At 66.8% G+C, this 13,799-nt stretch carries 11 protein-coding genes and 2 pseudogenes; all 13 read right to left on the minus strand.

Annotated features, from left to right (window positions below; genetic code table 11):
* Positions 1 to 11: 11 nt before the first annotated feature.
* A complete protein-coding gene (locus PSEK12I1_RS0108515; protein WP_027597648.1) occupies positions 12 to 1,082 on the minus strand; it encodes a chemotaxis response regulator protein-glutamate methylesterase in 1,071 nt (356 codons plus the stop codon).
* The gene (locus PSEK12I1_RS0108520; protein WP_231501051.1) at positions 1,079 to 1,564 is read right to left on the minus strand and encodes a chemotaxis protein CheD; all 486 of its coding nucleotides are present in this window, start codon (positions 1,562 to 1,564) and stop codon (positions 1,079 to 1,081) included. Before PSEK12I1_RS0108520 ends, PSEK12I1_RS0108515 begins: the two co-directional genes overlap by 4 nt.
* A gap of 26 nt (positions 1,565 to 1,590) precedes the next feature.
* Positions 1,591 to 2,394 carry a protein-glutamate O-methyltransferase CheR gene (locus PSEK12I1_RS0108525; RefSeq protein WP_027597646.1) on the minus strand — a complete coding sequence of 268 codons (804 nt, stop codon included), beginning with the start codon at positions 2,392 to 2,394 and terminating at the stop codon, positions 1,591 to 1,593.
* Positions 2,395 to 2,404: 10 nt separating this feature from the next.
* Positions 2,405 to 2,875, minus strand: coding sequence for a chemotaxis protein CheW (locus tag PSEK12I1_RS0108530; RefSeq protein WP_027601273.1), 471 nt, complete (start codon positions 2,873 to 2,875; stop codon positions 2,405 to 2,407).
* Positions 2,875 to 4,626: a methyl-accepting chemotaxis protein gene (locus PSEK12I1_RS0108535; protein WP_027601274.1), complete on the minus strand. Its 1,752-nt coding sequence runs from the start codon at positions 4,624 to 4,626 to the stop codon at positions 2,875 to 2,877. The genes PSEK12I1_RS0108530 and PSEK12I1_RS0108535 overlap by 1 nt, the downstream gene beginning before the upstream one ends.
* Positions 4,627 to 4,708: 82 nt before the next feature.
* The gene (locus PSEK12I1_RS0108540; RefSeq protein ID WP_027597644.1) at positions 4,709 to 5,212 is read right to left on the minus strand and encodes a chemotaxis protein CheW; all 504 of its coding nucleotides are present in this window, start codon (positions 5,210 to 5,212) and stop codon (positions 4,709 to 4,711) included.
* A 7-nt stretch (positions 5,213 to 5,219) separates the two neighbouring features.
* The gene (locus PSEK12I1_RS0108545; RefSeq protein WP_027601275.1) at positions 5,220 to 7,394 is read right to left on the minus strand and encodes a methyl-accepting chemotaxis protein; all 2,175 of its coding nucleotides are present in this window, start codon (positions 7,392 to 7,394) and stop codon (positions 5,220 to 5,222) included.
* Positions 7,395 to 7,581: 187 nt separating this feature from the next.
* Positions 7,582 to 8,299 (minus strand): annotated as a pseudogene (locus tag PSEK12I1_RS25290) (methyl-accepting chemotaxis protein); the annotation flags it as partial.
* Positions 8,300 to 8,356: 57 nt separating this feature from the next.
* Positions 8,357 to 9,877, minus strand: a pseudogene (locus PSEK12I1_RS25295) (MCP four helix bundle domain-containing protein); the annotation flags it as partial.
* A 20-nt stretch (positions 9,878 to 9,897) separates the two neighbouring features.
* A complete protein-coding gene (locus PSEK12I1_RS0108555; protein WP_027601277.1) occupies positions 9,898 to 12,069 on the minus strand; it encodes a chemotaxis protein CheA in 2,172 nt (723 codons plus the stop codon).
* Positions 12,066 to 12,371, minus strand: coding sequence for an STAS domain-containing protein (locus PSEK12I1_RS0108560; protein ID WP_027601278.1), 306 nt, complete (start codon positions 12,369 to 12,371; stop codon positions 12,066 to 12,068). Before PSEK12I1_RS0108560 ends, PSEK12I1_RS0108555 begins: the two co-directional genes overlap by 4 nt.
* A gap of 20 nt (positions 12,372 to 12,391) precedes the next feature.
* A complete protein-coding gene (locus tag PSEK12I1_RS0108565) occupies positions 12,392 to 12,763 on the minus strand; it encodes a response regulator (protein ID WP_007162125.1) in 372 nt (123 codons plus the stop codon).
* Between the two features lie 11 nt (positions 12,764 to 12,774).
* Positions 12,775 to 13,524 (minus strand): methyl-accepting chemotaxis protein, encoded by a 750-nt coding sequence (locus PSEK12I1_RS0108570; RefSeq protein WP_237709571.1) that lies wholly within the window; start codon positions 13,522 to 13,524, stop codon positions 12,775 to 12,777.
* Positions 13,525 to 13,799: the final 275 nt, after the last annotated feature.

Here is a 13,799-nt window from a genome sequence, read left to right on the forward strand (position 1 = left end):
CGCAAGTTCGTCTAGACCCCACCTTTGAGGATGGCGGCGGCGATCTGGTTGAGGCCGATCTCCTGCTCCACCGCGCCGAGCTTCATGGCTTCCTTGGGCATGCCGTAGACCACGCAGCTGTCTTCGTCCTGGCCGAGGGTACGGCCACCGACGTCGCGCAACTCCTTGAGGCCACGGGCGCCGTCGTCGCCCATGCCGGTCATGATGATCCCCAGGGCATTGCTGCCGGCGGCCCGCGCCACCGAGCGGAACAGCACGTCCACCGAGGGGCGATGACGACTGACCGGCGGGCCGTCGACCACGTCCACCTGGTACTGGGCACCGCTGCGCTTGAGCAGCATGTGGCGACCACCCGGCGCGATCAGCACCCGTCCCGGCAGGACCCGATCGCCATGCCGCGCTTCGCGCACCTCCAGCTCGCAGAGGCGATCCAGGCGCTCGGCGAAGGCGGCGGTGAAGCGCTCGGGCATGTGCTGGACCACCACGATGCCGGGGCAGACCCGCGGCAGCGAGGTCAGCACCGCTTCCAGGGCCTGGGTGCCGCCGGTGGAGGTACCCAGGGCGACGATGCGCTCGGTAGTGCGCGCCATGGCCGGGCTGCCGCCGGACGGTAGGATGGCGTCGGCGCTGAGCTTGGGCGTCGGCACCACCGGCACGCCACGCGGCGCCAGGCGCTTGAGATTGGCCCGAGCGGCGGCCTTGACCGCGCTGGTGAGGTCGTCCGAGGCGTCCTTGAGGAATTGCTTGAGGTTGGCCTGGGGCTTGGTGACGATGCTGACCGCCCCGGCGGCCATGGCCTGCAGGGTGGTGGCGGCGCCCTTCTCGGTCAGGGTCGAGCAGATCACCACCGGGGTCGGGCGCTCGGCCATGATCTTCTTGAGAAAGGTGATGCCGTCCATGCGCGGCATCTCCACGTCCAGCACGATGACGTCGGGCCATTGCTTGCGCATCTTGTCCTGGGCGAACACCGGGTCGGCGGCGACCCCCAGCACCTCGATGGCCGGATCCTCCGCGAGACTCTGGGCGAGCACCTGCCGCACCACGGCGGAGTCGTCGACGATAAGGACCTTGATCTTGTTCATGGAGTAAGTCTCGTAAGCGGCGGAACATAGGGTAGCTCCACCTGTTGCATGAGCACCCGGCCGTCGACGAGGTCCAGGGACAGTTTGCGATGGCCGGCGCCGCGGACGTGGGTCCGCACCGTGTGGATACCGGCCTGGGCCAATTGCGCCAGCGCCGCCTCGACATTGACGTCGCCAATGTTGCGGACGCGCCCGCGCAGAAGCTGGGGAAACATGTTGCCACCCCCGTAGAGGTGCACCTGGTAGCCGGAGAGATCACCGCCGTGGCGGGCGATCGCCCCCAGCATCAATTGCAGGGATTCGTCGACATAGTGGCCGTCGGCGGGTGCGCCGGGAGCGGCGCGCTGACGCGTGGGCAGCAGCGCATGGGTCATGCCGCCGAGGCGTCGCTGCGGGTGCCAGAAGACAAAGGACACGCAGGAGCCCAGGATGGTCCGGATCCGCAAATCGCCCTGGCCGAAATACCAGTCGCCAGGACGCAAGAACAGTTCCGGCGCGGCTGCCATGGCTAGAGCGGACGTTGATAGATGGAAGGACTGACCATTTTCAGGGCGTCGGTCACCCCGTTGAGGCTCTCGGAATGGCTGACGAAGAAGTAGCCACCGGGTCGCAGGTGGCGAACCAGACGGGCCACCACCTGGCGCTTGGTGGGCACGTCGAAGTAGATCATCACGTTGCGCAGAAAGATGATGTCGAAGGTGCCCAGCTCCGGCAGCGAGTTGTTCAGATTGATCTGGCGAAAGGCGATCCGCGCGGTCAGCCGCGGATCCACCAGAAAGGTGCCGTCGTTCTCGCCCACGCCCTTGAAGCAATAGCGCCGCAACAGCGCCGGCGGGATGTTCTCGGCTTCGGCGAGCGGATACTGGGCGTTGCGCGCCTTGGCCAGCACCCGGGTGCTGAGGTCGGAGGCGACGATTTCCCAGGGGCGCTCGCCCAGCCCTTCGGCCAGGGTCATGGCCAGGGTATAGGGCTCCTCCCCCGAGGAGCAGGCGCCGCTCCACAGCCGCAGCGGCTGGCGTCTGTCCCAGTTCGGCAGCACCTGCTCGCGCAGGAAGTCGAAGTGCTTGGGCTCGCGGAAGAAGTAGGTCTCGTTGGTGGTCAAGAGATCGACCGCCATCTGGCATTCCGCCTGGTCACGCTGGATCAGCTGGAAATAGGCGTCGTAGCTGGGCGTGCCGCGCTGGCGCACGCGCTTGGCCAGGCGGCCGCTCACCAGCGGGCGCTTGGCATCGGACATGCTGATGCCGGCGACCCGGAAGATGAAGCTGCGAAACTGGCGGAATTCGCTGTCGGTCAGCGCGGGGAGTTCCATGGCCGGCGACTCAGGCAGCCGTCATGGCGGCGAGCTGGGCGAGATCGTCTGCGCCCAGGACCCGATCCATGTCGAGCAGGATGACGAAACCGGCACCCTGCTTGGCCATGCCGAGGATGAAGTCGGTGCGGATCGAGGCGCCGAAGCGCGGCGCCGGCTCGATGCCGTCGGCGGCGATCTCCAGCACCTCGCAGACCGCGTCCACCACGATGCCGAACACCTGGGGGCCACCGTCGACCTGGATCTCCAGCACCACGATGCAGCTGCGGCGGGAGGTCTCGGTCACCTCGTTGCGAAAGCGCACGCCGAGGTCCATGACCGGCACGGCGGCGCCGCGCAGGTTGATGACGCCACGGATCGCCGGCGGCAGCATGGGCACCGTGGTGACCGCGCCGTACTCGATGATCTCCCGCACGCAACTGGTGTTCACGCCGTAGAGATCACCGGCGAGCTGAAAGGTCAGAAACTGGCGCAATAGCATCAGGCTTGCTCCTCGAAACGGGCGAAACCGGCCGGCACGCTGCCACGGGGCGCACGCCGGGGTGAATCGATCAGTGCCGAAGCGCGCTCGGCCAGGCTCGGACCCGAGCGCTTGGCACCGGGACGGGCGACCTGCTGGGCCACCGGCGAACCGCTCAGGGTGAAGTATTCCATCATCTGCTGGAGCTGCTCGGCCTGGCCGCTCATCTCTTCCGCGGTGGCGGCCAGCTCTTCGGACGCCGAGGCGTTCTGCTGGGTGATCTGGCTGAGCTGCAGCATGGCGCCATTGATCTGCTCGACCCCGGCGCTCTGCTCTTCGGAGGCGGCGGTGATTTCCTGCACCAGGTCGGAGGTCTTGTTGATGGAAGGCACCATCTCGCTCAGCAGGGACCCGGCGCGTTCGGCCAGGGCCACGCTGCTCTTGGCCACGGTGCCGATTTCCTGGGCGGCGACCTGACTGCGTTCGGCCAGCTTGCGCACCTCGGCGGCCACTACGGCGAAGCCCTTGCCATGCTCGCCGGCACGGGCGGCCTCGATGGCGGCGTTGAGCGCCAGCAGATTGGTCTGGTAGGCGATGTCGTCGACGATGCCGATCTTGTCGGCGATGGTCTTCATGGCCACCAGGGTCTCNATGGCGGCGTTGAGCGCCAGCAGATTGGTCTGGTAGGCGATGTCGTCGACGATGCCGATCTTGTCGGCGATGGTCTTCATGGCCACCAGGGTCTCACGCACGGCCTGGCCGCCCTCGTCCGCTTCCCGCGCGGCCTTGCCGGCCATGCCGTCGGTGACCTTGGCGTTCTCGGTGTTCTGGGCGATGGAGGCCGACATCTGCTCGATGCTGGCGCTGGTTTCCTCGACGGAAGCCGCCTGCTCGGTGCTGGCCTGGCTCATGCTCTGGGCGGTGGCCGAAACCTCTTCGGAGGCGCTGGCCAGGCCATCGGCCGAGCTGCGCACGTCACTGATGATCTGCGCCAGGGTGGTGGTCATGGTGCGCACGGCGGCCAGCATGCTGGTGGTATCGCCCTCGCGGGTCGCCACCTCGACGCTCAGGTCGCCGCGGGCGACGCGCTGCACCACCTCGGCGGCATAGGCGGGTTCACCACCCAGCTGCCGGATCAGGCTGCGGGTGATCAGGTAGCCGAGCAGGATGGAGATCAGGACTGCCACCGTACCTATCACGATCATCAGATTGCGGGCATCTACATAGGCGTCGGTCGCCGCTTCACCAGCTTCCTGCATGCGCTGGGCCTGCAGGTCGTTCAGGGCGCCAAGGGCGGCCACCAGCTCGTTGTTGTTGGGGGCGAAGACGTTCAGCAGATAGTCACGAGCCTGGCCGCGGTCGGTGTCCAGCAGGCGAAAGAATTCGCCGTACTTGTCCTGCAGGCGCTGACGGGCATCCACGGCAGCGGCCAGCTTCTGCTTGCCTTCGTCGCTGGTGATCTTCTTCTGCAGATCGGCAAGGATCTCGCCGTTGCCCGAACGGACCTTGGCGATGTCTTCCTTGGTCTTGGCCAGGGCGCGCTCATCGTCCAGCAGCAGCAGGTTGCGCATCAGGCGGCCGCTGTCGAGGGTGTTGCGTACCAGGGTGTTGGCCTGAACGGTCATGGGGAAACGGAATTTCGACATGTTGTCGGCCGAGTCCTTCATGGTGCCCATGTTCAGCAGGGCGACACCCATGACCAGCAGCAGCATCAGGATGGCGGTCCCGAAACCGATCGCCAGCTTGGTCGAGACGCGAAGAGTGTTCAGCATGGTGGAAGCGCCTCCGGCGCCGGTTACGACTGTTTCGTTTTAGAGGCGCCGGTTAACGTCGCCCGTGCAATGCGGGGATGTCTCAGCTGGCGGCCTGGGCCAGGCTCGCCAGTTCCTGCACATCCAGTACCTGGGCCACGTCGAGCAGGGTCAGAAAGCCGTCCTCGGACTTGACCATGCCGGCGATGAAGTGCGGCGCCAGGCGACTGCCAAAGGCCGGCGCCGGACGGATGTCCGCCGCGGCGATTTCCAGCACCTCGCTCACCGCATCCACCACCACGCCCAGCACCTGGGTGTCTTCGTCGGCGCACACTTCCAGGATGACGATGCAGGTCCGCGGGCCGACCCGGGTCGGTCGCCCGCCGAAGCGGGCTTCCAGATCGACCACCGGGACCACGGCGCCGCGCAGATTGATCACCCCACGAATGCAGGCCGGCATCAGCGGGACCTGGGTCAGCTGACCGAACTCGATGATCTCGCGTACCGCTAGGGTATCCACCGCATAGGTTTCCCCATCCACCACGAAGGTCAGGTGCTGATGGCCAAGGTGTTCGTGGGCGATGTCGCCAAGGGTCAGGGCTGTCATGAAGCCATTACTCCGGGAAGCGGACGTAACCGTCCGGCAGGCCGCCCGCGGCCATCTGCGGACGACGCGAGGTTGGCTGGGCCGTGCGGCTGGCGACCGGGCGCGTCTGCTCGATGGCACGCTCCAGGTCCTGGATTGCACGACCCTCGCCAGTGTGGAAGAAGCCCATCAGGCGCTGCAGCTGCTCGGCCTGACCGCTCATTTCTTCGGCGGTCGCGGCCAGCTCTTCCGAGGCCGAGGCGTTCTGTTGAGTGATCTGGTTGAGTTGCAGCATGGCGCTATTGATCTGAGTGACTCCGCTACTCTGTTCTTCGGACGCAGCGGCGATTTCCTGTACCAGATCGGAGGTCTTGCTGATGGACGGTACCATTTCGTCGAGCAGTGACCCGGCGCGCTCGGCCAGGGCCACGCTGCTCTTGGCCACGGTGCCGATTTCCTGGGCGGCGATCTGGCTGCGTTCGGCCAGCTTGCGCACCTCGGCGGCCACCACGGCGAAGCCCTTGCCATGCTCGCCGGCGCGGGCCGCCTCGATGGCCGCGTTGAGCGCCAGCAGGTTGGTCTGGTAGGCGATGTCGTCGACGATGCCAATCTTTTCGGCGATGGTCTTCATGGCCACCAGGGTCTCACCCACCGCTTCGCCGCCTTCGTTGGCCTCGCGCGCGGCCTTGCCAGCCATGCCATCGGTGACCTTGGCGTTCTCGGTGTTCTGGGCGATGGAGGCCGACATCTGCTCGACGCTGGCGCTGGTCTCCTCGACCGAGGCGGCCTGTTCGGTACTGGCCTGGCTCATGCTCTGGGCGGTGGCGGAGATCTCTTCCGAGGCACTGGCCAGGGCATCGGCGGACAGGCGCACGTCGCCGATGATCTGGTTCAGCTTGCCCACGGTGCCGTTGATCGACTCCTTGAGCTCCAGCAACTGGCCCTGGTAGTCACCGCGCACGGTGCGGCTCAGGTCGCCCTGGGCGAGCCCGGCCATGACGCCCATGGCTTCGTTGACCGGGGCGACGATGGCGTCGAGGGTGCCGTTGATGCCGGCGACGATGCGGCGGAAGTCGCCCTGGTGGGCACTGGCATCGGCACGGGTATCGAGGCGACCGGCCATGGCCGCCTGGCTGAGCTGGTTGGCGTCTTCGACCAGGCGCTGGATGTTGCCGCGGACCTGTTCGAGGTTGTCGTTGATCACCGCCTTCTGGCCGGGGAAGCGCTCCAGCGCCACCGACAGATCGCCCTCGCCAAAGCTCTTGACGCAGGCCATGGCCTTGGCGGAATCGCTCAGGTGGCCGGCGACCATGCCGTTGACCCCTTCGGCCATGTTGCGATAGGCGCCCTGGAAGCGCTCGGCCGGGATGCGCACCACGGTCTCGCCGCGGTCGTGGGCCGCCGACATGCTGCTCATTTCGCCGATCAGGCCGCGCAGGGTGGTGACCATGTTCTGCATGGCCGCCATCAGGCTGGTCTTGTCGTCGCCGCGCAGCTTGATGTCATCGGGCAGATCACCGGCGGCCACACGGCCGGCCAGGGTCGCCACCGCGGCCGGCTCACCGCCAAGCTGACGCAGCAGGTTGCGGGTGATGAAGAAGCCCAGCAGGGCCACGGCCAGCAGGGTCGCCAGGGCGATGGACAGGGCCAGCCAGGTGGCCTCGACCTTGGTCTTCTGAGCGACCTGCACGCCCTGCTGCGCGAGGCTCTCGTTGTAGCCGACGTGCTCGTCGAGGGCCTTGTTGATGGCCAGCATCACGTCGGTGCGGCTGCGCATCAGGGCCTGGGCGTCGTCGTTGCGATTCTGCCGCGACAGGGCGATGACCTGGTCGCCCAGGTTGAACAGCGCCGTGAAGGCGGCGCGATCGGCGGCCAGCAGGCCACGATCGCGGTCGTCCGAGACCAGCGTCTCGTACTTGGCGAGACTCTGGCCAATGCGTTCCTTGGCCGCGGCCAGGTCCTGCTCGGCGGTGGTCATGGCTTCGCTGCTGGTCGACAGCACATGGCGATAGATGCCCACCACGTAGTCGGAGCGGCTGTCATTGACATCACCCAGCGCCTTCAGGCTGGGAACGGTATTGTCGTTGCCGTAGTTGGCCGCCTGGAACACCTTGTCGATTTCGTATTGCCCGGTGCCGGCCAGTACCAGGATGCCCAGTAACGCGGACAGCACCAGCAGCAGCATTTTCTTGATGACGGTCATGTCGGTGGTCTCAAAAAGGCCACCCGCAGGTGGCCGTAGGATAGGGATCAGGATTCGAAGGGGACGTAGCCGTCAGGCACGCCCGAGGTACCCGTACGCAGTGCCTTGCCCGGGACCTGCATGGCCTTCGGCCGCGAGGCCTCCAGCGCGCGCTCCAGGTCCTGTACCACCCGGCTTTCGCCGGTATTGAAGAAGCCCATCAGGCGCTGCAGCTGCTCCGCCTGGGTACTCATTTCTTCGGCGGTGCCGGCCAGCTCCTCGGACGCCGAGGCGTTCTGCTGGGTGATCTGGCTCAGTTGCAGCATGGCGCCGTTGATCTGGCTCACCCCGCTGCTCTGTTCTTCGCTGGCCGAGGCGATTTCCTGGACCAGGTCGGAGGTCTTGCTGATGGACGGCACCATTTGTTCCAGCAAAGTGCCGGCGCGTTCGGCCAGGGCCACGCTGCTCTTGGCCACGGTGCCGATTTCCTGGGCCGCGACCTGGCTGCGTTCGGCCAGCTTGCGCACCTCGGCGGCCACCACGGCGAAGCCCTTGCCATGCTCCCCGGCACGGGCGGCCTCGATGGCGGCGTTGAGCGCCAGCAGATTGGTCTGGTAGGCGATGTCGTCGACGATGCCGATCTTGTCGGCGATGGTCTTCATGGCCACCAGGGTCTCGCTGACGGCCTGACCACCCTCCCCGGCTTCCCGCGCGGCCTTGCCGGCCATGCCATCGGTGACCTTGGCGTTCTCGGTGTTCTGGGCGATGGAGGCCGACATCTGTTCGACACTGGCGCTGGTCTCTTCGACCGAAGCCGCCTGTTCAGTGCTGGCCTGGCTCATGCTCTGGGCAGTGGCGGAGATCTCTTCCGAGGCGCTGGCCAGGGAGTCGGCCGACAGACGCACGTCGCCGATGATCTGGTTCAGCTTGCCCACGGTGCCGTTGATCGACTCCTTGAGTTCCAGCAACTGGCCCTGGTAGTCACCGCGCACGGTGCGGCTCAGGTCCCCTTGGGCGAGCCCGGCCATGACGCCCATGGCTTCGTTGACTGGCGCCACGATGGCGTCGAGGGTGCCGTTGATGCCGGCGACGATGCGGCGGAAATCGCCCTGGTGGGCACTGGCATCGGCGCGGGTATCGAGACGACCGGCCATGGCCGCCTGGCTCAGTTGGTTGGCGTCTTCGACCAGGCGCTGGATGTTGTCGCGGACCTGTTCGAGGTTGTCGTTGATCACCGCTTTCTGCCCGGGGAAGCGCTCCAGTTGCACCGACAGATCGCCCTCGCCAAAGCGCTTGACGCAGGCCATGGCCTTGGCGGAATCGCTCAGGTGCCCGGCGACCATGGCGTTGACGCCTTCGGCCATGCCACGGAAGGTGCCCTGAAAGCGCTCGACGGGGATGCGCGCCTCGGTGTCGCCGCGATCATGGGCGGCGGACAGCTGGACCATCTCCGCCACCAGCAGCTGGATGTTGTCGCGGACCTGCTCGAGGTTGTCGTTGATCACCGCCTTCTTGCCGGGGAACCGCTCCAGCGGCGCAGCCAGATCGCCCTCGCCGAAGCGCTTAACGCAGGCCATGGCCTTGGCGGAATCGCTGAGGTGGCCGGCGACCATGGCGTTGACGCCCTCGGCGACGTTGCGGAAGGTGCCCTGGAAGCGCTCCAGCGGAATGCGCGCCTCGGTCTCGCCGCGATCGTGCTCGCTGGCCATGGTGCTCATCTCCTGCACGAGACCGCGCAGGGTCACCACCATGCGCTGCATGGCGGCCATCAGGCTGGACTCGTCGCCGGCACGCAGCTGCAGATCATCGGGCAGGTCGCCCGCGGCGGTGCGGTTGGCGACCTTGGCCACCTCGGCCGGCTCGCCGCCCAGCTGGCGCAGCAGGTTGCGGGTGATGAAGAAGCCGAGCAGACCGATCAGCAGCAGGGTGGCCAGGGAGATGCCGATCGACAGCAGCGTGGCTTGAGTGAGGGTGCCTTCCGCCAGGCTGGATTGTTCCGCGCCCAGCTTCTGGTTGTAGAGGCGATGGGCGTCGAGGACATCCCCGACATGGGTGATGATCTCCTGGTTTTCGCCCAGCAGCCGCTTGACCTCGTCATCCAGGCTGGCGCGCGACAGCGGGATCACCTTGGCGGCGAGCTGGTTGAGCGCGGCGATGGCCTGCTTGTCGTCTTCCCACAGGCGCTTGTCGGTCTCGTCGGAGATCTGCCCCTCGTAGGCCTTGAGCGCCTCTTCGGTCAGCCGCTGCGATTCGCCGAGTTCCTTTTCGGCCTGCCGGGTGGCGGCTTCGCCATCGGCGGCGAGGTGGCGATAGATGTTGGTGATGACATCGGCGGAATGGGCGTCGACGGCGTCGATGCCCAGAATGGCCGGCACGGTATCGTCGTTGCCGAAATTGGCTCGTTCGAACACCTGGTGCAATTGGTAGTAAGCCAGCCCTGCCAGCAGGATGATGCCAAGCAACGCGGAAAGGACCAGCAGGGACATACGTTTGGTAACGGTCATGGACTCGAATTCCTTGTCGGTCAGGTCAGCACGGGAGCGTGGACTGGAGCAGTAACGCTGGTAGACGCGGCCTCTCCTATCAGGCCGGGCACGTTGAGGATCAGCGCCACGGCGCCGGTACCCAGGATGGTGAAACCGCCCAGGCTGCGGTTGTGGCCGAACAGCGGACCGAGCGGCTTGATCACCGTCTGGAATTCGCCGAGCAGCTGATCGACCACCAGACCGGCGCGCTGGCCGGCGTAGCGCACCACCACCACGTTCTGCCGCCGCGGCGGCGCCTCCTCGATGGCGAACAGCTGGCGCAGGCGCAGCACCGGCAGCACCTCGCCGCGCAGGTCGAGGTAGTCGTTGCCGTTGGCCTGGACACTGGCCGCCTCGGTCAGCTCGATGCACTCCTCCACCGCCTCCAGGGGCACCACGTAGGTGGCCTTGCCGACGCCGATGAGGAAGCCGTCGATGATCGCCAGGGTCAGGGGCAGGCGAATGGTCACCGTGGTGCCGCGGCCTTCCTCGCTGGTGAGATCGACGCTGCCGCGCAGGGCGGTGATGTTCTTTTTCACCACGTCCATGCCGACGCCGCGACCGGACAGGTTGCTGATCTGCTCGGCGGTGGAGAAGCCCGGTTCGAAGATCAGGTTGAACACGTCCTTGTCGGCCAGCACCTGGCCCTCGGCGATCAGGCCGCGCTCGGTCGCCTTACGCAGGATGCGCTCGCGCGACAGACCGCCGCCGTCGTCGGTGACCTCGATGACGATGCTGCTCGACTCGTGGTAGGCGTTGAGCCCCACGGTGCCCTGGGCCGGCTTGCCCCGCGCCAGGCGCAGCTCGGCGGATTCGATGCCATGGTCCATGGCGTTGCGGATCAGGTGGGTCAGCGGATCGCCGATCTTTTCCACCACGGTCTTGTCCAGCTCGGTCTCGCCGCCGCTGATACGCAGGGCGATGTCCTTGCCGATTTCCTTGGAGACGTCGCGGACCACGCGCTGGAAACGATTGAAGGTGGTGCCGATCTGCACCATGCGCAGGGTCAGGGCGGTGTCGCGGACCTCTTCCACCAGGCGCGACAGCACCCCGGTGGATTCCACCAGAGCCGCCAGGCCACTCTGCTGGGCGATCAGCTGGGTCCCGGCACCGGCGATGATCAGCTCGCCGATGAGGTCGATCAGCTGGTCGAGCTTGGTCGCGTCGATACGGATCAGCTGGCCTTCGCCGGCCGGCGCGCGCTGCTCCTTGATCTTGCGCTGCTTGTTCAGGGCCGCATCCACCACCGGCGGATTGACCAACTGGGCCTCCACCAGGGCTTCGCCGATGGGCTGCCGAGGGGTGGCCGGATCGGCCTGGCGGCGCAGCACCTCGTCCAGCTCGGTGGCGGTCAGGGTGCCGCAGCGCACCAGGATCTCGCCCAGGCGCAGGTCTTCCTCGGCCAGGTCGTCGATCAGCTGGCAGTAGTCGCTGCTGCGGCTGTGCGGCGGCAGGATGCGGATCTGGCTGTCCTCGCGGACGAATTCGAAGGCCGCCTCGATGGTCGCCTTGTCGGCGTCGCTGTCGAAGGCGACCTCGAAGCCCAGGTAGCAGGTCTCCGGGTCCATCTCCGCCGCGGCCGGGATGGCGTCGGTCAGGGTGACGATGTTGACGATGCGGCCAAAGCTGTTGAGGTAGCGCACGAAGGCCAACGGATCCATGCCATTGCGCAGCATGTCCGGACCGAAGCGCAGCGACAGGTGCCAGTGGCCGGCGGCGACACCATCGACCGGTGCCGCCAGGCTACGGGTGGTGGCGGCCGGCTGGACCGTCTTGGCGCTCGGCTGCAGATAGTGCTCCAGGCGCTGCACCAGCACGGCGCCGGCGGCCTGGAAGTCGGGCTCCGGCTCGCTGCCGGACGATACCCGGGCGATCAGGCCGTTGAGGTGGTCGCAGACCTCCAGGAACAGCGCCGACAGGGTCTCGTCGAAGGCCAGCTCGTTGCTGCGGATGCGGTCGAGCACGCTTTCGGCGACATGGGTGAAGGCCACCACATGGTCCAGGCCGAACAGCCCGGCCGAACCCTTGATGGTGTGGGCGGCGCGAAAGATGGCATTGATCAGCTCGACGTCATCCGGCGCCTGCTCGATCTGCAGCAGCGCGGCTTCCATCTGCTGCAGCAATTCCTCGCTCTCGGCGATGAATGTCTTGAGGATCTCGTCCATGTTCATGCGGCAACACCTTCCGCGGCGGCCGCGGTAAAGAAGTCGGCAAGACCTGCCAGCTCCAGCAGTTCGGTGACGGCGGGGCTGGGGTCGACCAGTTCGAGGCTGCCGCCCAGACGCTGCGCCTCGCGGTGGGCCAGCAGCAGCAACTGCAGACCCGCGGAGTCGAATTCATCGACCTCGGCCAGTTCCAGCGCCACGGTGACCCCGGCGGTCAGGGGCTCCATCAGCAGCGGCTTGCTGTCGGCCGCGGTGTAGATGGTCAGCGGCCCGGTAAGGGGCAAGCGGGTACGAACGATGTCGTTCATGGGGGCAGCCTCCGGGGCCATCAGGGCATGATCAGCTTGGAAACCGCCGCCAGCATCTGCGCCGGCTGAAACGGCTTGACCATCCAGGCCTTGGCACCGGCGGCCTGGCCGGCGGCCTTCTTGGCAGCATCGGATTCGGTGGTGAGCATGATCACCGGGGTGAACTTGTAGGCCGGCAGCTTCTTGGCCGCGGTGACGAAGGTGATGCCGTCCATGTTGGGCATGTTCACGTCGCTGATGATCAGGTGCACCTTGCGCCCGTCCAGCTTGGTCAGGGCATCGCGGCCGTCGCAGCCTTCGATGACGTCGTAGCCCGCGCTTTTCAGGGTCATGGACACCACCTGGCGGATGGAGATGGAGTCGTCGACGATCAGAATGGTCTTGTTGCTCATGACAGCTTTCCTTAAAAGAACGTGATATCGGATTCGGCGGGGGCGGCGGCCGGTCGCTTGCCGTGGTGCACGGCGACCTGCTCGGCCATGGTGTAGGTGCGGGCCAGGTCGGCGAGCCAGCCGCGGGTGTCGAGGGTCGGCAGCGGCTGACCGCTGGCGGCCAGGGCGCGACGGTCGATCACCAGGCGCTCGAGGCGGGCCTGGTCGTCACGGATGTGGCCTAGCATCTGGCTGACGCGATCCTGGAATTGCAGGGCGACCAGCACCTCGGCGATGGCGCCGCCCACGGCTGCGGCGTTGTCGGCCAGGGCATCGCTGCGCTCGACCACGTCACGGGTGGTGCCGCCAAAGGTGCCGATGACCTGTTCGATGGTCTCGCCGGACTGGTTCAGGGTGCCGGTGTCGCGCTCGGCGTGGAGCTGCGAAAGCTCCAGGGTGCGGGCGATGGCGCCGTTCACCGTTTCCACGGTTTCGCCGATCTTCTGCCCGGTATCGCCGGACAGGGTGGAGAGCTTGCGCACCTCGTCGGCGACCACCGCGAAACCGCGCCCGGCTTCACCGGCACGGGCGGCTTCGATGGCGGCGTTGAGGGCCAGCAGGTTGGTCTGGCGCGCCACGTCGCCGACGTCCTTGGCCATGCTCTTGAGCTGTTCGGTCAGGCCGGCCAGGCCGTTGATTTCGTTGAGCAGCGCGCCCTTGCTAGACAGCGCCTCGCGCAAGGCCTGGAGGATGCCGTCCAACTGGTTCTGGCTGCTGGCCATGAGGTTGACCAGGCGATCGCCGCTGCCGTGATCGGCGCCGGCCACGCTGTGAATGCGGTCGGCCAGTTCGGCGAAGCGACTGGTCAGGCTGACGATTTCCTGCTCGGTGTGGGCCCGCGCGGCTTCGATCTGCTCGGACCAGACTGGCAGTACAGCCACGCAAAGCGCTTCGAGGGCTTCGTCTCGACCGCTGGCGGGGCTCTGGCTCACGGCCTGCTCGGCGGCGCACTCTGCCTGGCGCGCCTGGGCGCGACGCAGTTGCCAGAAGCCCAGCC

It is taken from the genome of Pseudomonas sp. MOIL14HWK12:I1, assembly GCF_000510705.1.
In the GTDB taxonomy this organism is placed as follows: domain Bacteria; phylum Pseudomonadota; class Gammaproteobacteria; order Pseudomonadales; family Pseudomonadaceae; genus Chryseomonas; species Chryseomonas oryzihabitans.